This is a genomic window from Corynebacterium tuscaniense DNF00037 (assembly GCF_000759055.1).
Classification (GTDB): Bacteria; Actinomycetota; Actinomycetes; order Mycobacteriales; family Mycobacteriaceae; genus Corynebacterium; species Corynebacterium tuscaniense.
In genome coordinates this window covers 1-23,051 of the sequence record NZ_JRNG01000038.1, presented here as the reverse complement: position 1 = coordinate 23,051, position 23,051 = coordinate 1, and the positions used below count along the sequence as shown (strand labels likewise).

Below are 23,051 nucleotides of genomic sequence, written 5' to 3'. Positions count from 1 at the left end.
ATGTCTCGTACTGGCACCCGGATCGAATTCCGGGACGTAAACAAAGTCTTCCGCTCGAAGAAGGGCACGGATGTTGTCGCACTCGATGACGTCACCCTGACCGTCGAGCCGGGGGAGATCCTGGGCGTGATCGGTTACTCGGGTGCCGGCAAGTCCACCCTGGTCCGCATGATCAACGGACTGGACGCCCCGACATCGGGGCAGATTTTGCTGGATGGAACGGACATTGTGGGTATGCCCGCGAAGCAGATGCGTGCGGCGCGCCGTTCCATTGGCATGATCTTCCAACAGTTCAACCTGTTTAGCTCGCTCAACGCGGCAGGCAATATTGAATACCCACTCAAGATGACTGACATGAGCAGCGCCGAGCGCAAAGCCCGCGTGGCGGAACTGCTCGACTTCGTCGGCCTTTCTGACCGTGGCACGAACTACCCGGAGCAGCTTTCCGGTGGACAAAAGCAAAGGGTGGGCATCGCTCGTGCGCTCGCCACAAGCCCCTCGCTTTTGCTTGCCGACGAAGCCACCTCCGCCCTCGACCCCGAAACCACCCAAGAAGTCCTTGACCTACTGAAGAAGGTCAATGAACAAACCGGCATCACCATCGTGGTTATCACCCACGAAATGGATGTCATCCGGGCCATCGCCGACAAGGTTGCTGTGATGGAAAATGGCAAGGTCGTGGAGCATGGCTCCGTCTACGAAGTCTTCTCCAACCCACAAACGGATGTGTCTAAGAGGTTTGTGGCGACGTCGCTGCGGAATACTCCGTCGAAAAGCGAAGAGCGCGAACTGCTCCACTCGGGCGAAGGGCGCCTGTTCACCGTGGACCTCACCGCGAACTCCGGCTTCTTCTCTGCGGCCGCGAAACTGCAGGAAGAAGGCGTGGGCCTCGACGTCGTGCATGGTTCCGTGACCACGCTGCAGGATCACTCCTTCGGCAAAATGACCGTCCGCCTCACCGGCGATAATGCAGCTATCGACGAATTCTTCCACACGATGCAGACCACCACGCACATCCACGAAATCACCGACAGGCAAGGAGACGTGGCCTAAATGATCGAAACACTTCTTGCAGCCGGCGTGGACTGGGATCGCCTCGGCCCCACCTACTGGCAGGCACTACTGGACACGCTGTTCATGGTGACCATCACCATGATTGTCGGCGGGTTCTTCGGCATGATTCTGGGCCTGTTCCTCTACACCACCCGCGTCGGCGGAGTGCTGCAGAGCCGGCCGATTTACTGGGTACTGAACATCCTGGTGAACTTCTTCCGGCCGATCCCGTTCATCATCATGATCGCGATGCTCTACTCCGTCACCCTCGCGGTGGTGGACACGACGATTGGCCGTGAAGCCGCAACGTTTGTCATGTGCGTGACCGCCACGTTTACTGTGGCCCGCATCGTGGAGCAAAACCTCGTGGCAATCGACCCCGGTGTGATCGAAGCGGCCCGCGCGATGGGCGCTGGCCCGTGGCGCATCATCCGCACCGTGATCATCCCGGAGGCTCTCGGCCCACTGATCCTGGGTTACACCTTCATCTTCATCGCGGTGATCGACATGTCCGCGATGGCCGGCTACATCGGTGGCGGCGGCCTGGGTGACTTCGCCATCGTCTACGGCTACCGCGCCTACCAACCGGCAGTGACGTGGGTGGCGGTGATCACCATCGTGATCATCGTGCAGCTCGCCCAGCTGCTGGGGAACTGGCTCTCGGCGAAGGTGATGCGCCGCTAGGGAAAGAAAATATCCGAAGCCACCAATAGCAAAGTGCCGTGAAGCTCATTCACGGCACTTTTCATCATTTTGACCGACAGGACGCGTCAGAGCATATCTTTCTATACTCGCACAGCTTCAAACTTTTCATCTTCAGATACTGTCGGCGACTTTCCCGAGCCAATGTTCTCATATATACGAGGATTATGTTTACGTAGGTACTCACCGCGTGCATACCCTGCAACGCCACAAAGCAGAACAATGCTCGGCACGATAAACACGAGATACCACAAATCATCGCTACCGATCAGCACATTGAAGTTCAATAGAATGAGCACGAACACAACCCCGAAGCCAACAGTTGCTATGACAGGCGCCACAAGCGTGACAAACAAGTTGTACATGTTCTGATTCTTCTTGAAGTAAAGAATCACCGAAATGCTGGTCACAAGGAAAAGGAACACCAAGCCAAAACCGCCCGCCGCGCTCAGCCACGAGAACAAAATATCCGCTGGGAAGCCCTTACTGTAACCAATCAGTGCCTGGATCAGGCTGAATCCAAGAACAACTGCCGTTACAAAACCCGACAGCGCCAGAGACGCATTTACTGGTGCCCCTTTACTGGATACCCCGCCAAGTCGTTTCCAAATGACCTGCTCGCGCCCCAACGCCATCAAGTATCGAGCAATCGTGTTATGGAATGAAGTCACCGCAGCGAAAAGCGACGTAGCAAGCAGCGTTCGAATCAGCGGAACAACCCCTTCCAAACCGTGTGCTGCGAGAAAGTTAAAGAAGAGATCTGCGCCCTGCTCTTGAGAGGCGCTGACAATACTGCTCTCTCCCGCACTCTGGGCAATACTCCAAGAAGAAAACGCGTAGAAGGCAGAGATAACACCGATCGCGATCAGCGTTGCCCGTGGAATCGTTGTCTTTGGCTTGTGGGTTTCCTCCGAGTACATCGCTGTACTCTCAATCCCCATAAATCCGGCGATGGTGAACGCTAGCGCTGTACCTGTTCCGGCCCCCAAGAGTGCTTGTGGCATAAGTGTGGTGACGCCGATATCGTCTGCTGGATTCCTCAGCGCCACAACACAAAATATCGATACTGCTAGAAATTCCAGAGTCAACAAAATACCGAGTAACTTGGATGTCGTATCCGCGGAATTCACTCCAAGCACAGCGACCAGTGCGATCGCCCCCATCGTGCACAACCACCACGGTACTTCCACCCCCACACTGCCGAGCAGACTATTGACGGTGAAACCGAATAAACTGTAAAGCGCCACCTGCATGGCCAGATATGAAACTAGGGCCAACCAGGATGCTGCCAACCCGTGACTTCGTCCTAGGCCTGCTGATACATATGAGAAAAATGCTGCAGTATTGGGAATTTCTTTCGCCATCGCACAAAAGCCAACCGCGAAAAGAGCAACGAGCACACCACAAATCAGGTAGCCGAGAGGGACACCTGACATCCCTGAAGTCGCGTACGCTGCAGTCGCGCCTGCCGACACAACAGTCAATGGGGCAGCCGCTGCAACAACAAGAAAGACCACATTGTGAGTCTTCAAAAGGTTCTTATTTGACACACTCATCCGACTTTCCCACCGCTCTCATCCGACGAAAAGTGCGCATCATGTGCCGATTGAATCGCGGCCTGCTGCTCAGCCGTAATCTCCGTACGAATCTGCCCCTCGACGATGGCAGCATACCCGTCACTGAAACCTGAATCAGCCCCGACTAATTCTTCCATCGTCGCAAGGCCACAGAATGGCACGTAATACTGGCAATACCCACCTTCCTGCACAAAAACGAGACGCCCATCGCACACCTTGCTTGCGGTCTCAATCATCAACGCAGTCATACGCTTGAAACCCGAGGTAGTAACCATCATTCTGCCGAGCGGATCCTGCATTGCAGCATCATATCCACAGCTCACAAGAATCAATTCAGGCTGAAATTGCTCAAGTGCAGGGCGAACCAGATTTTCCACCACATGTTCATACACGATGTTGCCAGATCCGGGTGGCAGCGGAATGTTGAAATTATGGCCGAGACCTTCACCACCGCCCCGTTCATCGACAAATCCTGAATCGACCGGAAAGTTACGATCTTGATGGATAGAGATGGTCAACACACTCGGGTCTGTCCACCAGATGTCCTGCGACCCATTGCCGTGATGAACATCCCAATCCACGATTGCGACCCGTTCCAAACCCCACTTTTCCTTAGCGTGAGCCACCGCGATCGATGCGTTGTTGAACAAACAGAAGCCTAAACTTCGATCACGCTCAGCATGGTGTCCCGGGGGATTGATCAGCGCGTACGCACAATCAGTATCTCCGCTCAAAACAGATTCCATAGCGACGATCGCTCCACCAGCCGATAAACGAGCAATGTCAATCGCGTTGTGCCCGAAAGGTGATCCTCCATCTCCGCAATCGCCACCTTTCGGAAGCTGAGACTGCAGCTCCATATTTTTGAGGTGCTCGGCAGAGTGTGCACGCAGAATTTCCTCATCTGTTGCGGGACGAGCTCGCAAATCAACGATTTGATCACGAAGCCTCGAAACCTGGATGAGTTCATGCAGTCGTTTTTTAGGCTCCGGCGCCGAGTAGTGACGGTTTACGGGCTGCAAGCCCTTGCGTGGATCTGACGGTTCATCTCCCCCGGTTCCGGTGTCATGCCAAAAGAACAACGTATCGCAAAGGTACCCAACCTTACGGGTTGCCCCATCGTGCTTTTCCATGTGCATACTCCTCTCATGATCAGCAAAAATGAACGTCCTTCATTTTTGTCTGGAAACACACAATACAAGCAAATTGAGAGCTGCGACACAGTTTTAGGGAAAGTTTTCATGCATTCCCCAGAGGGACATGACAGCGTCCCCTACTCCCCCGCCGATGTGCAGTCCGCCACCGACCACGTTGTGGACTCTGTGGGCGACACGCTGCTTTGTTACCTCTGAAATTCCTCGACGTGCTCCAGCGAATCCACCCGCCAGTAGCGCCCCTGCTTCGGCTCATCGCCACACGAGGAAATCACGCCGGAGACAGCGTGGGTGGAGAGGGTGACGTGGTAGGTGTGACCTGTGGATTCGTCGATAAGCACGATGCTCGCATGGTCCTCACTGACATCTTCTGATGCGACGGAGAACTGCCCGTAGGACACATCCTTGCCCTCGCGCTGAAGGTGCGCGGCAACCGCAACTTCCGCGGCCTGCGCGGGCGGCGACATCAAGCCGCTCCCACGGTTGCCGGGCACAAAGTACTGCGCACGCATTGCCGCAGCCAGCATGGCCTCCGTCGCCTCCAGGTTCATGCGACCGAAACTGTAACCCCACGGCAATAGCAGCAGCGCCGGCGCGAAACGGTGTCCTTTCACGTGCGAGGTTTCCCACACCACATCACCCGTCCGCTTGAACGGGTAGCGGCGCTCCAGTTCCGCCACCAGCGGACGCCCTTTCACCGCGCAGCAACGGTCACGTTTCGCGTGCGTGCACACCAGAAGCAGCGGGTTGATGCGTGCCTGACCGCCGTTGAGCCCCGGGCCCGACAAATCAAGGTCCAGGATCGCTTCCGGACCATCAACGTGCAGCACCTCAGTCAACCCAATGTCGGAAAACACCAGGTACAGGTGGTGCGATTCAATCACTCGACCTTCACGCGTTGGGTGGCGGATGAGCTGGAGTGCCGCATCATACTTCTTCAGATGCGCTTTGAGCTTCGCGGTGAGCTCCGCACCGAAAGTGTCACCGTCCAGGACGTCGTGGCTCCATGGGCCCGGCTCTTCGAAGAGGACGTACACCCTGGCCTGTTTTGCCGTCCCGGGAAGCGGCTCCACCTCAACGTCGGAGCACAAAGTGAAGGAATCGGCAGGCATGGCACTAAGGGTAACCTATCTTCGCCGTGAGCTGTAGTGTGTACAACAGTTTGATCTCAATCTGCGGATTGGGGCGATTTTATTTTTGTGTTTTCACGGTTGTTATTAGGGTTGTTCGCATGACTGCACCGAGGCTCGCATGCGCCACTGCTTTATGCACGGTTGCTTTTGTGCTCGCCGGGTGCACGCTTGACGACGCCTCCGGTACCCAACAGGGCAACATCGTCGCCGGCACTGGTGGCGCAGTAACCACCATGTCTCCAGAAGAACGCGAGCCGTTGGGGCCGGTGAATCCTTCCCCGAAGACCACTCGCCCTACAGCGCCTGCTCGCCTCGCGGTGACTGATATGGACGTGAAAAGTCATGGTGATTTTGACCGCGTGACCATCACGTTGAGCGGCGACGGCGAGCCCGGCTGGTTCGCCGACTATGTTTCCTCCCCCGTGGAGGGGTCCACCGGGCAACCGTTGAAGGTGAAGGGCTCGGCGTTCCTCAACGTCTCGATTGATGGCACCGTGTTCCCTTCCGATGTTGGCGCTGAGACCTCCGCCCCTGAACGCGTCAGCGGTGGCGCCGGCACATCCGGCACGGTAGCTGAGGTGGTCAACGCCGGTACGTCTGCGGGCCGTACCCAGGTCGTGGTGGGCTTGAACTCCCGAAGCCCATACGGTGTGGTGACGCTGCACAATCCCACGCGCATCATTATCGACGCCACGCGGTAGGTACGCCTAGGTATACATCGCCTCGATCCGCCACTGCTGCTGCGACCACATAAGGAGCCAGCCCACCGGTTTCTGATCGTGCGGTGTACATCCCACCACTTGGAGGCGCGCGACTTTGTGAGGTGCGCCTTCCCACCATCCGGCGTCCACAGGCCATGGTCCCGCCCAGCCCGTAATGAGGTATTTGTTATCACCCCAGCTCAAGGCATAGGGCGGGGCGGTGAGCAGCGCCTCTGCGGTCACGCCGATAGGGGTGGCCTGCGCGTCAATCATTTTTACTCGTGAGGCTGGGTGGTTGAGCCCACCACCGATACGCGCCGGTAGTGGCTGCGGGATCGCCCCGGGCCAGGTGGCGGCGGCGTTGCTGTTCTCAGGACCATGCTCCCCAAAGGGCACGAGGGCAACACGTTCCACCACGCCGCGCCCGCCGACGAGTCGTGGCTGCACCACCGCATCAATCCCGAGTTGCGATTGCACGCGCTCCGCTACCCGACGCACCTGATCATCTCCCGCAGTAGGACCATGCCCCCACAATTGTCCTGCCGAATCTGGCTGCGCCACCTCTAGCGGTTCAAGGATCAGGGAGGTGATCGCCCCTGCCCCGCCATGCGTCAACCAACCATCGAGTTGCCAGCGCACTCGGTCCGCCGTGGCGTCTTCCGTCAAGGCGGACCGAGTGCGCCAGGTCCGTTCCACGATCTGCCCGCCATCCACTTCCGCTCTCACTTTGAGGCGGAGGCAGTTCAGACCAGCATTCGCAAGACGTTCATGCAGGCTCGCTGCCAATGCGCGGGCGGCGAAGGCAGCGGCATCAACACGTTCGATCGGGTCTTCCGGGGTCACCGATACGCTTAAGTCCACCGACGGAATCTCCGGCGCCACTCGCCGATCCGACGCCGCACACGCAATGCGATGACAATGCAGCCCCGCCCGCCCAAAACGCGTGGACACGGCAGTAGAGGGCAGCGCGGCGAGCTCCCCCAGCGTGCTCACCCCCAGCTGCCCCAAAGCGGCGACGGTGTCTGCGTCCACCCCCAGACTCGTCTCCGCAACCAACATCCGCAGAGGCACCCTAGACAGAAAGGCCGCCGACTCACCCGATGAGACCACCGCCGAGACACGGGCAGCGATGACGGCAGTAGCGATCTCGTCGGCCACGCCGGTGAGGGGGTCGATGCCGGGGCGGGAGGCAGCGTCGATAAGCATTTCGGTCGCTTTTTCCTCGCTCCCGTGGAAGGTGCCCGCGGCGGCGATATCCACGACGACAAGCCCTGGACGCAGAACCTCCACGGAGGCGGCAACATCATCAAAACTCGCGGCGAGCGCAGCAAACATGCGACCATCCCGGTCCGGATTGTCCTCCACGACCGTCACATCCGGACACACGGACTGCGCATGACGCACCTTCATCCCACGCCGAACACCCAGCTTGCGCGCCTCATGCGAGACCACTTTGATGCGATGATGCGCACCGATCGCAAGCGGCTCCGCCAGCTCATCCCCCGCATCGAGCCGCGCCGCCTGGATCGGCCAATCCGGAAACCACACGGCCGCCACACGCATCTACCGCACCACCCGCAAAGCAGGAGCCGGCACTTCACCCACCGTGACCACCGCTGATGTCGGGCACGTGTTCTTCTGTGTGACCCGCACCCGCACATCCATCCCCACGATCCGGCCGGTACCGCGACCAATGCCGTGGAAGCCCACCACCTCCCCTGTCAATGCAAGGGCCGGAGACGGCACCGTCGCCCCCACGAGCATGAGCGCGGCATGCCCCTTACGCAGCTTCCCCAGCAGCGGCCGGGCTTGCACCGGTGACAGTTCCAACGTGGCCGGGGAACGAAAAACCACCAGGTCAAGACCTTCCACCAGCACCCCGGCCACCCCCAGTGGATCTGCGCCAGGGTCCGGCACCGCAATAATGCGCTCCAGGCTCGCTACCGGCAGTGCGGCGTAGGACAGCTCCGACCACCCCACCACGCCCGCGTGCCCACCGGCGGACGTAACGTGGCGTAGCATCTCCACCACCAGCCCAGGTGTATCGCTCACGTGTGTGACTGCGCGACGTGAGAGACCGCCACCAGGCAGGACGGCGCCCAGAGGCCCGTCGATAGGAAGAAGGCCAACACCCTGGACAACACTTCCCTCTCGTGCACCCCCTCCCATCTGCGAAATCTGGGCACGAAGCTGCGCGATTTGTTCCGCGCGCGAGGAAGCAAGCGGCATGGCAGCCAGATCAACCTTGCGAACACTTGTTCCACTCACGCGGATCATTATGCTCCGCGTCAACAATCCGGTCAATCTCCCTGGTCGAAAATGCTTTCTAATACAGCGAGTGGCGCGACGCCCAACGCGTCAGCTGGTAGCGGTTCGATGTTTGCGTCTTGCGCAGCACATTCGACGCGTGCGTTTCCACCGTCTTCACAGAGATAAAGAGCTCCGCCGCAATCTCCTTATACGTGTAGCCACGCGCCAACAACCGCAGCACTTCAAGTTCCCGGCGCGTGAGCTTATCCGCAATCTCCCCCTCCCCCACCTTCTCTGGCTCCCCAACCGGATCCTCCACGACCCCAGCCGAAGCAAAAGCATCAAGAACAAACCCGGCGAGACGGGGCGAGAAGTAGGCATCCCCACCATGCACCTGCACCACGGCTTCGGCGAGCTCCGGGCCGTCGATGTTCTTGGTCACGTACCCTCGGGCACCCGCGCGGATAAGTGCTATCACATCTTCTGCCGCGTCGGACACAGACAGCGCCAGATACTGCGGGCCCGGCGCCTGCGTGATCACGGCGAGGCCACCACCATCGGGCATGTGCACGTCCAGGAGGACAACGTCAGGCTTCGTCTCCGCGATCCCGGCGACAGCTTCGGCTACGGTGCCGGCGTCGCCGACGACCTCAATCGCCGCAGCGCCAGTAGCGCTAGCCAGCTCGGCGCGGACGCCGGAGCGGAAGACGGAGTGATCGTCGACAAGAAAAACGCGGACTGGCTGCATGATCTCGACCTTACAGCGACAACGTGAGTGTCACTTCTGTTCCTTCACCCGGCGCGGTTTTCACCACCGCGGTGCCGCCAGCGCCCTCCATACGGCCAGTGATGGAATCGCGGATGCCGTGCCGGTCTTCCGGAATGGCATCCAGGTCAAACCCGGTTCCGCGATCGCGAACGAACACGCTGAGCTCACCCGCAAGGTGCTCCACGTACACGTCGATGGCGGTCGCACCCGAATGTTTCGCCGCGTTGACCATCGCCTCCCGGGCGGCCAAGACCACGGGTTCCACGCCAGCATTCATCTCTAGATCTTCCCCAACGGTGACCGGATGGATGCGCACGTTAAACATGTCGTCGACGTCAGACGCCGCGGCATTAAGGGCAGAAAAGAGGCTCGCGGGAGCCGAAGGGGAGCCATAAAGCCAGGCCCGCAACTCACGCTCCTGACCACGTGCAAGACGCGCAACCTCCTCCGCATCACCCGCGCGCTTCTGAATGAGCGCGAGCGTCTGCAGCACCGAATCATGCAGATGAGCAGCAATAACAGCGTGCTGGTCCGCCACCGCTTTCTCCTCACGTTCCTGCACGAGTGAGCGGAACAGCCGCACAATCAGCGGCACCACCAGAATGCCTACACCGGATACTGAGGCCAGCACCGCCAAAATCACACCGGTGATACCGCCACGGTCCCCCATCAGCGCGATGACCACCACTCCGACCATGACCAACGCCGCGCCACAAACCAACAGCACAACAGACCCCGTGGTACGCATGTCACGGTCATAGGCCTGCCAGGCCAACACCGCACCGAGAGCCACCAGAGCAATCACGATGAAAAGCCAGCCACCACCGCCCGCCGAAAGCGCCCACAGCGCAAACGCCCCCACGATCATGAGTGCATGAGCAGCACCACCGACGCGGTAGCGGTCAATCACTGGCTGCTGCGGCACACCTACCGGGCTGAACACCCACAGCGCCGCATACAGCAAAATCCCCATCCCTCCGAGGAAGGACGTGAGGGTGAGGGCGAGGCGGACCCAGGTGACGTCGATACACACATGCGCCGACAACCCCGCCGCGACCCCGGCAACAACCCGGCCTTGCTCCACGCGCACAAAACGCGGGTAAGCACGGGTCTCCTCGTTGGAATTGGACATGCGCTTATCTTCGCATGCTTATTCGCGGCGCGAATCAGGGTAAACCCTGAAATCCAAAAACCAGGGTCATTCCCGATACCGCTACGCACCCCTGCCTTTCATACTGGAACCATGAACGAGACGCTGAAAGAAATGTGGGACACCCGCCCTCCCCGCATCCCCTCCAAGCAGGGCGGAAACGCAGTTATCGCCGGTATCTGCGAAGGCATCGCGGTGCGTTACCGTATCGACGCTTTGCTCATCCGCGTGGCGTTTGTGGCCTTGTCCTTCGTGTTTGGTGTTGGCCTATTCACCTACATCCTGTGCGGATTCCTCATGCCACGCTTTGGCATGTCCTCCTGCCCCGCGCAGGTGATCTCGCGGCCGAAGGAAGAACTGACGGACGCGGAGCGCGAAGACCGCACCACTGGCTGGGGCCTTCTGGTGCTACTCATTATCTTCTTCCCCACCTTGTCCGTGGCCACTGACGGCGAACTCGTGTTCTCTTCCCTTGGTGGGCTGGCTCTCGCGGCGGTGGCCTGGTGGGCGCTGCACCAGCGCACGCCGGTTCCGCCCGAAGGGCTCGTGGTGCCGCCGGCTGAGCACGCGCCTCGCCAACCGAAAGCGCAGCCTGAGCCGCCGGTGACGGCCCAGTTCACCCCGCCGGAGGGCTACGAACACCCCGCCGGCCCGGAGCCTGCAACCCCAACTCCCCCAGCGTGGGACCCGCTGGGCGCGGCGCCAGGACTATGGCACCTGCCCGATCCTGAACCAGCACCGGAACCCGCCGTGGAACCGGAGTCGAGAAAGAAGAAAGGCTCACGCCTGTGGCTGTGGATTCCTCTGGCGCTGATCATTGCAACACCTGTCGTGTTTGCCCCTGGTGTCGCCGACCGAATCGGCGAAGTACATCTGACATACGAGGACGCTCAAACCATCCCTGACGTCAACAACCTCGTCGGCGAACTGCGCGTTGATCTCTCGGACCTGGCGCCACTCAAGGAGCCGAAGACCGTCAACTTCAACAACGGCATCGGCGAGATCAACATCATCCTGCCCAGCAACGTTCCGGTTGAGGTGCACTGCCAGGCCACCATCGGCGAAACCACCTGCCCCACAGGAAAGCAAAACGCGGACAAGGACGGAGAGCTGCTCACAATTAATGTGGAGCACCGCATCGGGTCCGTGTCCGCGCAGTTTGCCGAGTAAACCTCCCAGGTTTACTCCCACTCGATGGTTCCCGGTGGCTTGGACGTAATGTCCAGGACCACGCGGTTGACGTCCTCTACCTCGTTGGTGATGCGGGTGGAGATCGTCTCCAGCACCTCGTACGGCACGCGCACCCAGTCGGCGGTCATCGCGTCTTCGGAAGCGACTGGGCGCAGCACGATCGGATGGCCATAGGTGCGGCCATCACCCTGGACGCCGACGGAGCGGACGTCCGCGAGTAGGACCACCGGGCACTGCCAAATCTGATCATCCAGGCCGGCGTGGGTCAGTTCCTCGCGGGCAATAGCGTCGGCCTTGCGCAAGGTTTCCAAGCGCTCCGAAGTGACCTCGCCGACAATGCGGATGCCCAGGCCTGGGCCCGGGAACGGCTGGCGGTTCACAATGACCTCCGGCAGACCCAGTTCCCGGCCGACTGCACGGACCTCATCCTTAAACAGAAGACGCAGCGGCTCAACGAGCTCAAACTCCACATCATCCGGCAGGCCACCCACGTTGTGGTGGCTCTTGATGTTCGCGGTTCCTGTGCCACCACCGGATTCCACAACGTCCGGGTATAGGGTGCCCTGGACGAGGAAGCCAACGTCCTCGCCCTCCAGCACGGAAGCCACTGCGCGCTCGAAGGAACGGATGAACTCCGCACCAATCGCCTTGCGCTTCGCCTCCGGCTCGGTCACGCCGGCGAGTTTGCCCAGGAAGGCGTCGCGCTCATCCACTGTCACCAGCTTCGCGCCGGTGGCAGCTACGAAGTCCTTCTCCACCTGCTCTCGCTCGCCCTGACGCAGTAGACCGTGGTCCACGAACACGCAGGTCAGGCGGTCGCCGATAGCGCGCTGCACGAGCGCCGCCGCCACGGCGGAGTCCACGCCACCAGACAGGCCGCAGATGGCGTGGCCGTCGGGGCCGATTTGGGCCAAGACTGCGTCGATAAGCTGCTCTGCAATATTCGACGCGGTCCAGGTCTGCTCGAGCCCCGCGATCTCCGTGAGGAAGCGAGTGAGCACCTGCTGACCGTGCGGCGAGTGCATAACCTCCGGGTGGTACTGCACACCCGCCATGCGCTGCTCCGCGTTCTCGAAGGCCGCGACCGGCGCACCCTCCGAAGAAGCAGTGACCTCGAAGCCTTCCGGCGCCTGCGTCACGGAATCACCGTGGCTCATCCACACAGAGTGCTGCTCCGCCAAACCGGCGTGGAGCACGCCACCACACACATCCATCTTCGTGCGGCCGTACTCGCGCGAACCGGTCTTGGCCACAGTGCCACCCAGCGCCTGAGTCATCACCTGGAAGCCGTAACAAATGCCAAACGTGGGCAAACCAAGCTCGAAAATCGCCGGGTCAAGCTTCGGTGCACCATCCTCATACACGGACGACGGGCCACCAGACAGCACGAGCGCAACCGGATCCTTAGCTTTCAATTCTTCCGCCGTGATCGTGTGCGGCACGACCTCAGAATAGATACGCGCTTCACGCACTCGACGGGCAATGAGCTGCGCATACTGCGCGCCGAAATCCACAACAAGAACAGGGCGCGGATGTGCATTAGCTGTTGGAGAGGTAGTCACGGATTCAAAGTTTAACTCATGGCCTGCATAGACTGAACCGCCATGACCGCTTCAACTCCGACCTCACCGCTTGGTGTTGCGTGCATCATCGGCTCGTGCATTTCGCTGCAGCTTGGGGCCGCGTTGGCGGTTGAACTGTTTCCGCACGCGGGCAGTTGGGCCACGGCGTCTTTGCGTCTGCTGCTCGCTGCCGTGATTCTTCTTGTGGCTAGTCGCCCTCGTTTCTGGGAGTGGCATGCGCAGCAGTGGCGCGCCGTGATTACGTTTGGGCTGACGATGGGGTTTATGAACGGCTCTTTCTACACCGCGCTCGAACGGATCCCGCTGGGTACCGCGGTGACCATCGAGTTCTTGGGGCCGTTGACCCTCGCTGCCCTGTTGTCGCGTTCTGTGCGTGATGCGGTGTGCGTGGCCCTTGCGCTCACCGGCATGCTGCTGCTGGGCATCAACTCCTACAACGGCTATCCACTCGACCCGGTTGGCGTTGCGTTCACGCTGGCAGCGGGCATGTTCTGGGCCTTGTATATCCTTGCTTCCAAGCGCGCGGGCAGTTCGGTGCCCGGCCAGGGTGGCCTCGCGGTTGCGCTGTTCATCGGCGGCATGGCCCTCATGCCGCTCGGCTGGCAAGGTTCACTCACGATCATGGCGGACACCCGCCTCTTCGGCATAGCGTTAGGCACCGCCGTTCTCGCGTCGCTCGTTCCGTACTCGCTGGAGCTTATTGCTTTACGACGCCTCACCCCCAACACCTTCGCCATCCTCCTTTCCCTCGAACCCGCCATCGCCGCGTTCTTCGGCTGGCTGCTGCTGTCGGAACACATCTCGGGGCTGAAGTTCACGGCGATCCTGCTGGTGATCACTGCTGCGATGATCCAGGCGATGCAGGGCCGTGGGCAGGGACGCGGCAAGAAAAGACCTCAACCCGTATAGAGTGATGCCTATGTCCCTAAACGACCTGTCTACCTCGACCCAGAACTACCTGAAGGTGATCTGGAGTCTCACGGAATGGTCGGCTGAACCCGTCACCGCAACGTTGATCTCCCGGCAGACGGGTTTGCGCATGTCCTCGGTGTCTGACGCGATGCGCAAGCTAGGTTCGCAGGGGTTGATTTCCCACGCACCGTACGGCTCCGTGGAGCTGACGGACGAGGGCCGCACCTACGCCGTAGCCATGATCAGGCGACATCGACTCATCGAGACGTTCTTGGTGGACACCCTCGGCTACACCTGGGACCAGGTCCACGACGAGGCCGAGAACATGGAGCACGCGGTCTCCGATTTCTTCGTCGCTCGGCTCGACGAGTTCCTGGGCCACCCGGAGCGCGACCCGCACGGAGATCCCATCCCTGCCACGGACGGTACCGTGCCAGCGCTGGATGCCCGCAGCCTCACCGACCTGGCCGCGGCCATGGAAAAGGGCACAGAAAAACTCCGGGTCACCGTCGAAAGGATTTCGGACTCGAACCCGGAGCTGCTCAAGCACTTCGAGGAAAACGGCATCGTCGTCGGCGCCGTCCTGACGGTCACGGAAGGTGCGCCGTTCTCGGAGGCGCTGGAGGTGACCGTCGATAAGGCTTCTCAGGCCGTGCCGCTGGGCAACATCGCTACGGATGCGTTGTTCGTCTCCACAGCCTCCCCTACTTCGGCGTAGACAGGCTTCTTCCTCATCAGCTTCGTGATGATGCCCTGGCTCGGACTAAACAGATACACCAGTAGGAACACCACGCCCTGCGCCACGACGATGAGCCCACCCGGCGACGCATCCAGGTAATAGCTGGTGTACAAGCCAACCACAGAGCATCCTGCCGCCATCACTGGCGCGATTATCAGCATGTGGCTGAACGTGTTGGTCAACAGGTAGGCGGTCGCGCCGGGGATGATCAGCATGGCCACCACGAGGATGACACCGACGGCCTGCAGCCCAACCACGCATGTCAACGCCAGCAGCGCGAGCAGCACCGCACCGATCATTTTCGGGCGCAGCCCGATCGCGTGAGCGTGGATCGGGTCGAAGGCAAACAGAGTGAAGTCGCGTCGCTTGAGCAGGAGGATCGCTAGCGTGATGGCACCCAGCACGAGGATTTGCGCGAGGTCAGCTTTGGACACACCGAGCAGGTTGCCGAAGATGATGTGGTTCAGGTCCGTGTGCGATGGCGTCACGGAGATGAGCACAAGGCCGAACGCGAACAGCGTGGTGAAGACGATGCCGATCGCGGCGTCTTCTTTCAGGCGGCTCGTGTCGCGCACCACGCCGATCAAGCCGACCGCGAGGAAGCCGAAGATCACGGCCCCCACAGCAAAAGGCGCGCCGAGCAGGTATGCCACCACTACGCCGGGGAAGACTGCGTGGGACACCGCGTCGCCCATGAGTGACCAGCCGATGAGCACCAGCCAGCATGACAGCACCGCACACACCACAGACGCGACAAGGCTGGTTGCCAGTGCGCGCACCATGAAGTCGTAGGCAAAGGGGTCAAGGAGGAAAGACATCATTGGTTCATCACATCCAAGCCGAAAGCGGCAGCTAGGTTCTCTGGTTTCAGGACTTCCGCGGGCTGCCCATGCACGAGCACGCGGCGGTACAGCAGGAGCGCCTCATCCGCCAAGTCAGGCAATGCAGCGAGATCATGCGTAGACACGAAGATCGTGGACCCGCTCACCGCCATCTCACGAAAGAGCCGGGTCATCGTTGCTTCGCTTCGCTTATCGACGCCCGCAAACGGCTCATCCAACAACATCACCTCCGCCCCCTGCGCAATACACCGGGCAACGAATGCCCGTTTGCGCTGGCCACCGGACAGTTGCCCGATCTGGCGGTCGGCGAATTCGGTGAGTTCCACGCGTTCTAGCGCGTGCTCCACCGCTTCCATGTCTTTGCGGTGTGGTCGGCGGGTAAAACCCATCTGGCCGTAGCGGCCCATCATGACCACGTCGCGGACACTGACCGGGAAGTCCCAGTCCACTGCTTCGCGTTGGGGGACGTAGCCGAGGACGCCGGAACGTCGTGAAGCAGCGGGGTCCTGGCCGTTGATGTCCACGGTGCCCACGTCAGGCCGGATATGGCCCATAATCGTTTTGAACAGCGTCGATTTACCGGAACCATTCATCCCGACGAGCCCGCACACGCGCCCCGGCGCGATGTCCAGGGTGACGCCGTCGAGAGCAAGCACGCTGCCGTAATGCACGGTGACATCACGCACCGAGATGGCATTTGGTTGGTTCACCGCTCTATTCCTTTCCGGTCAGAGCTTTAGTGATGACGTCTGCGTCGTGCTTGATCAGGTCGAGGTAGGTCGGCACCGGGCCACCCTCTTCCGAGAGCGAGTCCACGTAGAGCGTGCCACCGTAGGTTGCGTTGGTGGCCTCGACCACGCGCTGCATCGGTGCATCCGAAACAGTGGACTCACAGAAGACCGCCGGGACGTCGTTTTCCTTCACGAACTCGATAGCGCGGGAAATCTGCTGCGGAGTCGCCTCGTTCTCGGAGTTCACCGCCCAAATGAAGCGCTCCTCCAACCCAGCATCACGTGCCATGTAGGAAAACGCCCCTTCGCAGGTCACCAGCGCACGGCGCTTCTCCGGCAGCTGGGACAGCTCCTCCACCATTCCGTCGTGGACCTCCTGGAGCTGATTCTTGTAATCCTCACCATTGCGCTCAAAGTCGGTGGCGTGCTCCGGATCAAGCTCAGAGAAGGCTGCGACCATGTTGTCAACGTAGGTCCTCACCTCAAGCGGGCTCATCCACGCGTGCGGGTTAGGCAGGCCGGCACCTTCGTCCTCGGTGATGTCAATCGGGGTGATGCCGTCCGTCACGGTGACGTGCGGTGCGTCACTGTCCTCCACGAACTGAGAGAACCAGTTCTCCAGGTTCAGGCCGTTATCCAGGATGAGGTCCGCGTTGGTCGCGCGACGAATATCCGCCGGCGTTGGCTCATAGCCGTGGATTTCAGCGCCCGGCTTGGTCAGGGACTCAACCGTGAGGTGCTCTCCCGCCACATTCTGCGCGATGTCCTGGATCACCGTGAAGGTGGTCAACACCGTCGGCTTCTCCGAAGCCTTCTCCGCGGCCTCCTCTTCCGTCGCCGGTGCACAACCCACCAGCAGCATTGCCGCTGCCGCAAACGCTGCGAATCTCCGCGCTACAGCCATTATTGTCTCCCATTCCTGGTAAGTTCCGTCATTCCAGTTTTAAAAATACGCCTAACCGTACTTTTATTCTTCCTACACTACAACCTCCAATGAAGGTAAGGCAAAACTAAGAATGCCGCCCAGTGGAAATCCACCAGGCGGCTCTGAAGAAGCGCGGAGAAGCTACTGATTAACGGTGATGTCCACCTTCTGGAAGCTCTTGATATCTGTGTAGCCACACTTCGCCATCGCGCGACGCAGGCCACCCACTAGGTTGTAGCCACCCCAAGTACTCGTGCTGGGGCCGTGAAGAACAGTTTCTAGGCTCGGGCGATCCGCACCACAGGCAGCGATGATCTCATCGCGTGACTTCCCATCATCATTGGCCAAGCTTGCCTCAGTCCAGCCAAAGCCGTATTCAGTCTGCGTGATCAAGCCACGCGGGAAACGCGGGTGCGCGCTCTGGGACTGCCAGTAGAAACCGTGGCCAGCCGCTTCTGCAGCAGCGGCGAGTGGCTGGCCCAGCATGACAGCATCCGCACCACATGCCACGGCGCGGGCGATCTCGCCACTGGTTTCAATGTCACCGTCGGCGATCACGTGAACGTAGCGGCCTTCGGTTTCATCGAGGTATTCGCGGCGTGCCGCAGCGACATCTGCAATCTGTGTGGCCACGTTGGAATCAATGCCCAGTGCCAGCGAGGACGTGGTGGTGCCCTGCCCCACGATGACACCAGCCGCCCCGGCGCGCATCAGGTGCAGCGCAGTGGTGTAGTCAGACACACCACCGGCAATGACAGGGACCTCGAGAGAACCGATGAACTCCTTCAGGTTCAGCGGCTCCCCGCCCTCCTGGACGTGTTCAGCGGAGATGTTCTCACCGTGGATAAACAGCATTTCAGCACCGGCCTTCACCACAATCGGGGCCAGCTCACGAGCATTCTGCGGGCTCACGCGCACAGCAACGGTCACGCCGGAGTCACGTACCTGCGCGATCCGCTCAGACAGCAGATCAGTGTCAAGTGGTGCCGCGTGCAGCTCCTGCAGCTCCGCCACACCCGGCTGGCGGAAGCCATGCACATCCTGGTCGGCGAACAGGATCGGCTCAATCACCTTCTCTATCGCCGCATCCAAGTCCGCGTGACGGCCCCACAGCCCCTCAGCGTTGATCACGCCGAGGCCGCCCTGCTTGCCCATCTCGATGACAAACTCGGGGCTGGCCAGAGCGTCCGTCGGGTGGGAGACGAGGGGGACGTCGAAGGTGTAGGCGTCAATATGCCAGTGCAGATCAACATCCTTCGAGGAACGCGTGCGGCGCGAAGGAACAATGTTGATCTCGTTCAAGCCGTACGCGCGACGCGCTTCACGGCCAATGCCAATTTCAACGTAATCACGCATGCTTAACCCCTGTAGTTCGGTGCTTCGACGGTCTGCGTGATGTCGTGCGGGTGGGACTCACGCAGGCCAGCGGTAGTGATTTGAACGAAGCGCTTGGTCTGCAGCTCTTCGATGGAGGCAGAACCGGTGTAGCCCATCGCCGCACGCAGGCCACCAACGATCTGGTGGGTGATCGCGTCAATCTCACCGCGGTACGGCACGCGGCCTTCAATGCCTTCCGGCACGAGCTTGTCTTCGCTGGTCACATCAGCCTGGAAGTAGCGGTCCTTGGAGAAGGAGCGCTTCTCACCCGACAGACCACGGCCCTGCATCGCACCCATGGAGCCCATGCCGCGGTAGCGTTTGTACTGCTTGCCGCCAACAACAACGACATCGCCTGGGGCTTCCTTCGTACCAGCCAGCATGGAGCCAAGCATGACGGTCGACGCGCCAGCGGCGAGTGCCTTAGCCACGTCACCGGAGTGCTGCATGCCACCATCCGCAATGACTGGAACGCCAGCTGCGTGTGCCGGCACAGACGCCTCCAGAATCGAGGTGATCTGGGGGGCGCCCACACCAGCAACCACGCGCGTGGTGCAGATGGAGCCCGGGCCAATGCCCACCTTGATGGCGTCCGCGCCCGCCTCAATCATCGCGGCTGCAGCTTCGCGGGTGGCCAGGTTGCCGCCCACGACGTCGACGCGGTCGCCGAAATCCTTCTTCACGCGCGCAACCATCTCCAGGACGCGGTTGTTGTGCGCGTGGGCGGAGTCGACGACGAGGGCGTCCACGCCCGCGTTGACAAGCAGGCCCGCGCGATTGTAGGAATCCTCGCCCGTGCCGATGCCCGCCGCGACGAGCAGACGCCCCTCGCTGTCCTTCGACGCGTTGGGGAACTGCTCGGTCTTCACAAAATCCTTCACCGTGATCAGACCAGTAAGCTTGCCTTGCTTATCGACGATCGGCAGCTTCTCCACCTTATTCTCACTCAGCAGCTTGAGCGCCTCTTCCTTGCTCACACCATCCTGCGCCACCACCAGCGGCATCGGCGTCATCACCTCGGAAACCGGGCGGGAGAAATCAGCCTCGAAGCGCATATCGCGGTTCGTAATAATGCCCAGCAGCACCCCCTGCTCATCCACCACCGGCAAACCGGAAATGCGGAAACGTGCGCACAGGGCATCCACATCACTGATACTCATGTCCGGAGTAGCCGTTACCGGATCCGTAACCATGCCGGACTCCGAACGCTTCACCACATCAACGTGCTCCGCCTGGTCCTCCGCCGACAAATTACGGTGCAGCACACCAATGCCGCCCTGGCGCGCCATGGCAATAGCCATGCGGGACTCCGTCACCGTATCCATAGCTGCCGACGCAATCGGCATACCCAAACGAATATTGCGGGTGAACTGCGCCGAGGTATCCACTTCCCCCGGAACGATGTGGGACTCCGCGGGCAGGAGCAACACATCGTCAAAGGTCAAACCACGTAGAAGCACCTTCGACGGGTCATCGCCGCCGGTATGCACCCTCTCACCGGAATTCTTAGAACCGAAGATGTTACCCATGTCGCTCCCTTGCTGTTTCTCGCTTCCGCTTCTAGCCAGCAAGCATAGTGGGTAAACCACCTACTCCCCCAATGAGCGCAGGTGTCCCCGAATTGGCCCCCTGCTCAAGCCTTGCCTAGGCTGGGGGCGTGTTCTTCGACTCGATGATGCCTCGTGACCCCTTCGCCGACGACCCCAATGACCCGGCGTCTTTCATCGAGGACGACGAGGCCCCCACGCCACTCACCCCGGAGGAGCGCGAAGCTGTCCTCCGCGATCTGGCCCAGACTCGGGAATTCAAACTTGTTCTCGAACCCCGTGGCATCCTTGGCATCACGTTCGTCTGCGAGGATTGCGAAGAGATGCATTTTTATGACTGGGACATCATGATCAACAACATGATCGCCAGCCTCCACGGCGAACTACCCCCGGTTCATGAGCCGAGCGCTCAGCCCAACATCCAGGCCTACGTGCCCTGGGACTACGCGCTGGGATACCTCGACGGCCTCGACGCGCGTTAAACCCCCACTAGGAGGATTGGCCAGCTTGCGTAGTGGGCGCCCCCGGATGCGCAGCAGGCCCCGGTGTTGGCGCACCCTGACGCGTGCTCGACGGTGCAGCAGGGCTGCCCGTAGTCGTGGTTTCGCCCGGTTGCTCCGTCACCACAACTGTGACAGTGGTCGGCTCGAGCGTCACGGTGACAGTCTCTTGAGTTTTCTCCCCTGCAGGTTCCGGCTCAGGCGTGACCACAACGGTCTCCTTCGGAGCTGGGTCACCTCCGTCTTCGGGCGGCACACCGCGCTCAAGGTTCATGGACTCACGCAGCTGATCAATCAGCAGCTTTGCACCAGCCAAGTTGCCACTTTCAGTCATCGTTTCAATCTCGTCGAGCTTGGTAGCCAACTCCACGACATTCTTGCGCTCACCGAAAACAGCCTGGGACGGACCCCACAAAGCAGACCCCGGTGACGCACTGTACAAAACAGCACCGCTACCAGCAACGACGACGGTGGCCGCGGCGGCACCGACGAGGCCTGCCATCCACGGACTCGTCCGGAAACGACGGGACGCATGCCGCTTCGCGCGGTGCTCGGTTATAGAGGTGACGGGCGCCAAAGCGCCGTCGATAAGCGGGGCGGATGGCATGGGTGCTTCAACCTCATCCCGCAACCCCAACAGCAGCGACGCGAGCTCATCCACACCATCGGACGGATCAACACCCAGCGAAAGCGAGGTCAGGAAGGCGTCATCTGCCTGAACATCGTGCTCATAGCGACGGTGATGACGGCCAAACGTGGACGTTGGCTCCATATCTACCCTCCTGAAACTCCGTCTTCGAGTGCCCGCCGGAGTGTGGCAAGCGCCCTGTGCTGTGCGACACGGACCGCCCCTGCAGTACTGCCCACGATCTCCGCTGTTTCCTCAGCAGACAATCCGACAAACACACGCAGGACAACAATCTCTCTCGCCTTGTCACTTAACAGATCGAGTAAAGCACGCACTCTGTTACTTCCCGCCGTGACCATCGCAGCATCTTCGGGGGTAACGCCGGAAAATTCCTGGTCAGGAACCTCATCCGTCGGGTTCGTTTTATCGCGCGCTAACGCCCGGTGAGCATCCGCAACCTTGTTGAACGCGATGCCATACACGAACGCCATAAACGGCTTGCCAGTGTCCTGATACTTCCCCACACTCGTTGCCACCGCCAGACAAATCTCCTGGGCAACATCCTCGGCCGTGGGAGTCCGGCCCGAACTAATCCGCGCACGGGCGTAACGCAGCACCATCGGGTGCACAATCTTGATGATCTCCTGCAGCGCCGCAGCATCCTCTGCCTGCGCTAAAGGCACGAGTTCGGCGAGACGTTGATCCGCGTCGGATGAGGCCACGACGTCTCTCCTTTTTCTCGTAGATGGGCGTAGATGAGCGTAGATGGGCAGGCAAAAATCAAACTTTGCAGGCACGTTAAATGTGCACCGGCCACATCCTACGCGTCAGCTACCTAATCTCCCTAACTCTCACAGGGTGAAGCGAGGTGGTTTCCAGCGGAAGTCACCAACAATTCACCAACGTTTCACCTTTGCACATTTATGCACGTCAGATACAGCAAAATGACGCCTGCTAGGCCAGATATAACTGTGCGAAACCTGGCAGAAACCCATTGTTCACCATCGCCTTGCACACTGCGCGAGAAATTATTCGCCATAAGTTTTACACACGGAGATGAATATGCCCGCGATATCCATGCCTCAACAGCTTCCCGGCCCGAATGCGGATTTCTGGGATTGGCAACTTCATGGCGCATGCCGCGGCGAGGCATCCGAGGTCTTCTACCACCCCGACGGGGAGCGCGGTCGTGCGCGCGCGAAGCGTGAGAACCGTGCGAAAGCCATCTGCTTTTCCTGCCCTGTCCTCGAACAATGTCGCGCTCACGCGCTTGCGGTCGCGGAACCGTACGGCATTTGGGGTGGCATGAGCGAGTCCGAACGCCAGGCAGCTCTTCGTCGCGTCAAGGTCGCCGCAAACTAGGCTTTCGCTTATCGACGTTTCAAAACCCCCAACCTTACTTAGACTGCTTCAGACCCCTGTTTGGTTCCATAGATTCTTAAATTGTGTGAAATCTCAAAAACCCTTTACCCAGGGGTTTTATCGCAGTTACCGTCGGGGCATGAAAACTTTTAATGATCTCATAGATGCCCATAGCTCATTAGGCATTGATGCGTTAGAGCACTTTGATAAATCCCGGGCGGTTGA

At 60.3% G+C, this 23,051-nt stretch carries 23 protein-coding genes; 8 read left to right on the top strand and 15 right to left on the bottom strand.

Translation table 11 applies throughout. From position 1 onward, the window contains the following. Together HMPREF2129_RS08280 and HMPREF2129_RS08275 are read left to right on the top strand one after the other, a co-directional pair. A complete protein-coding gene (locus HMPREF2129_RS08280; RefSeq protein WP_034665359.1) occupies window positions 1-1,053 on the top strand; it encodes a methionine ABC transporter ATP-binding protein in 1,053 nt (350 codons plus the stop codon). Beyond that, window positions 1,054-1,737: a methionine ABC transporter permease gene (locus HMPREF2129_RS08275; protein WP_034665357.1), complete on the top strand. Its 684-nt coding sequence runs from the start codon at window positions 1,054-1,056 to the stop codon at window positions 1,735-1,737. A 101-nt stretch (window positions 1,738-1,838) separates the two neighbouring features. Here HMPREF2129_RS08275 and HMPREF2129_RS08270 read toward each other — a convergent pair whose 3' ends face one another. The 3 genes from HMPREF2129_RS08270 to HMPREF2129_RS08260 form a co-directional block, all read right to left on the bottom strand. Next, a complete protein-coding gene (locus tag HMPREF2129_RS08270; RefSeq protein WP_232218130.1) occupies window positions 1,839-3,305 on the bottom strand; it encodes an APC family permease in 1,467 nt (488 codons plus the stop codon). A gap of 2 nt (window positions 3,306-3,307) precedes the next feature. Beyond that, window positions 3,308-4,465: a class II histone deacetylase gene (locus tag HMPREF2129_RS08265; protein ID WP_034665380.1), complete on the bottom strand. Its 1,158-nt coding sequence runs from the start codon at window positions 4,463-4,465 to the stop codon at window positions 3,308-3,310. A 209-nt stretch (window positions 4,466-4,674) separates the two neighbouring features. Next, window positions 4,675-5,598, bottom strand: coding sequence for a sucrase ferredoxin (locus tag HMPREF2129_RS08260; protein ID WP_034665355.1), 924 nt, complete (start codon window positions 5,596-5,598; stop codon window positions 4,675-4,677). A 119-nt stretch (window positions 5,599-5,717) separates the two neighbouring features. On the opposite strand from HMPREF2129_RS08260, the gene HMPREF2129_RS08255 reads away from it, so the two are divergent. Continuing rightward, window positions 5,718-6,320: an AMIN-like domain-containing (lipo)protein gene (locus HMPREF2129_RS08255; RefSeq protein ID WP_034665353.1), complete on the top strand. Its 603-nt coding sequence runs from the start codon at window positions 5,718-5,720 to the stop codon at window positions 6,318-6,320. A gap of 6 nt (window positions 6,321-6,326) precedes the next feature. Here the strand turns inward: HMPREF2129_RS08255 and HMPREF2129_RS08250 are convergent, their stop codons facing one another. Genes HMPREF2129_RS08250 through HMPREF2129_RS08235 form a run of 4 tightly spaced genes read right to left on the bottom strand, consistent with a single transcriptional unit; the run spans window position 6,327 to window position 10,471 of the window. Beyond that, window positions 6,327-7,883: a Y-family DNA polymerase gene (locus HMPREF2129_RS08250; RefSeq protein WP_034665348.1), complete on the bottom strand. Its 1,557-nt coding sequence runs from the start codon at window positions 7,881-7,883 to the stop codon at window positions 6,327-6,329. Beyond that, window positions 7,884-8,597 carry a hypothetical protein gene (locus HMPREF2129_RS08245; protein ID WP_408605841.1) on the bottom strand — a complete coding sequence of 238 codons (714 nt, stop codon included), beginning with the start codon at window positions 8,595-8,597 and terminating at the stop codon, window positions 7,884-7,886. Window positions 8,598-8,646: 49 nt separating this feature from the next. Beyond that, window positions 8,647-9,318 (bottom strand): response regulator transcription factor, encoded by a 672-nt coding sequence (locus tag HMPREF2129_RS08240; protein ID WP_034665345.1) that lies wholly within the window; start codon window positions 9,316-9,318, stop codon window positions 8,647-8,649. Window positions 9,319-9,328: 10 nt separating this feature from the next. After that, window positions 9,329-10,471 carry an ATP-binding protein gene (locus HMPREF2129_RS08235; protein ID WP_034665343.1) on the bottom strand — a complete coding sequence of 381 codons (1,143 nt, stop codon included), beginning with the start codon at window positions 10,469-10,471 and terminating at the stop codon, window positions 9,329-9,331. A gap of 111 nt (window positions 10,472-10,582) precedes the next feature. Between HMPREF2129_RS08235 and HMPREF2129_RS08230 the strand changes: the two genes are divergently transcribed. Continuing rightward, window positions 10,583-11,659 carry a PspC domain-containing protein gene (locus tag HMPREF2129_RS08230; protein ID WP_198021545.1) on the top strand — a complete coding sequence of 359 codons (1,077 nt, stop codon included), beginning with the start codon at window positions 10,583-10,585 and terminating at the stop codon, window positions 11,657-11,659. An 11-nt stretch (window positions 11,660-11,670) separates the two neighbouring features. Here HMPREF2129_RS08230 and guaA read toward each other — a convergent pair whose 3' ends face one another. Further along, window positions 11,671-13,242: a glutamine-hydrolyzing GMP synthase gene (gene guaA, locus HMPREF2129_RS08225; protein ID WP_084576710.1), complete on the bottom strand. Its 1,572-nt coding sequence runs from the start codon at window positions 13,240-13,242 to the stop codon at window positions 11,671-11,673. Window positions 13,243-13,284: 42 nt separating this feature from the next. On the opposite strand from guaA, the gene HMPREF2129_RS08220 reads away from it, so the two are divergent. Together HMPREF2129_RS08220 and HMPREF2129_RS08215 are read left to right on the top strand one after the other, a co-directional pair. Next, window positions 13,285-14,172, top strand: coding sequence for an EamA family transporter (locus HMPREF2129_RS08220; RefSeq protein ID WP_034665338.1), 888 nt, complete (start codon window positions 13,285-13,287; stop codon window positions 14,170-14,172). Window positions 14,173-14,182: 10 nt separating this feature from the next. After that, complete coding sequence (locus HMPREF2129_RS08215; RefSeq protein ID WP_034665335.1) at window positions 14,183-14,893, top strand: metal-dependent transcriptional regulator; 711 nt, start codon at window positions 14,183-14,185, stop codon at window positions 14,891-14,893. Here HMPREF2129_RS08215 and HMPREF2129_RS08210 read toward each other — a convergent pair. From HMPREF2129_RS08210 to guaB, 5 genes are all read right to left on the bottom strand, one after another. Continuing rightward, entirely contained in the window at window positions 14,821-15,735 is a 915-nt protein-coding gene (locus HMPREF2129_RS08210) for a metal ABC transporter permease (protein WP_084576708.1), read from the bottom strand. The genes HMPREF2129_RS08215 and HMPREF2129_RS08210 overlap by 73 nt on opposite strands. Further along, window positions 15,732-16,466 (bottom strand): metal ABC transporter ATP-binding protein, encoded by a 735-nt coding sequence (locus HMPREF2129_RS08205; RefSeq protein ID WP_034665332.1) that lies wholly within the window; start codon window positions 16,464-16,466, stop codon window positions 15,732-15,734. The genes HMPREF2129_RS08210 and HMPREF2129_RS08205 overlap by 4 nt, the downstream gene beginning before the upstream one ends. 4 nt (window positions 16,467-16,470) lie before the next feature. After that, window positions 16,471-17,391: a metal ABC transporter substrate-binding protein gene (locus HMPREF2129_RS08200; RefSeq protein WP_034665330.1), complete on the bottom strand. Its 921-nt coding sequence runs from the start codon at window positions 17,389-17,391 to the stop codon at window positions 16,471-16,473. 162 nt (window positions 17,392-17,553) lie between these two features. Beyond that, complete coding sequence (locus tag HMPREF2129_RS08195; RefSeq protein ID WP_034665327.1) at window positions 17,554-18,768, bottom strand: GuaB3 family IMP dehydrogenase-related protein; 1,215 nt, start codon at window positions 18,766-18,768, stop codon at window positions 17,554-17,556. A 2-nt stretch (window positions 18,769-18,770) separates the two neighbouring features. Beyond that, window positions 18,771-20,318: an IMP dehydrogenase gene (gene guaB, locus HMPREF2129_RS08190; RefSeq protein ID WP_052093037.1), complete on the bottom strand. Its 1,548-nt coding sequence runs from the start codon at window positions 20,316-20,318 to the stop codon at window positions 18,771-18,773. 143 nt (window positions 20,319-20,461) lie between these two features. Between guaB and HMPREF2129_RS08185 the strand changes: the two genes are divergently transcribed. Beyond that, window positions 20,462-20,818, top strand: coding sequence for a DUF5319 domain-containing protein (locus HMPREF2129_RS08185; RefSeq protein ID WP_084576718.1), 357 nt, complete (start codon window positions 20,462-20,464; stop codon window positions 20,816-20,818). A gap of 7 nt (window positions 20,819-20,825) precedes the next feature. Here HMPREF2129_RS08185 and HMPREF2129_RS08180 read toward each other — a convergent pair whose 3' ends face one another. Further along, window positions 20,826-21,608, bottom strand: coding sequence for a hypothetical protein (locus HMPREF2129_RS08180; protein WP_052093035.1), 783 nt, complete (start codon window positions 21,606-21,608; stop codon window positions 20,826-20,828). 2 nt (window positions 21,609-21,610) lie between these two features. Beyond that, the gene (locus HMPREF2129_RS08175; protein WP_034665321.1) at window positions 21,611-22,186 is read right to left on the bottom strand and encodes a sigma-70 family RNA polymerase sigma factor; all 576 of its coding nucleotides are present in this window, start codon (window positions 22,184-22,186) and stop codon (window positions 21,611-21,613) included. 349 nt (window positions 22,187-22,535) lie between these two features. Here HMPREF2129_RS08175 and HMPREF2129_RS08170 point away from each other — a divergent pair, with 349 nt between their 5' ends. Then, a complete protein-coding gene (locus HMPREF2129_RS08170; protein WP_034665365.1) occupies window positions 22,536-22,826 on the top strand; it encodes a WhiB family transcriptional regulator in 291 nt (96 codons plus the stop codon). The last annotated feature ends 225 nt before the right edge of the window (window positions 22,827-23,051 follow it).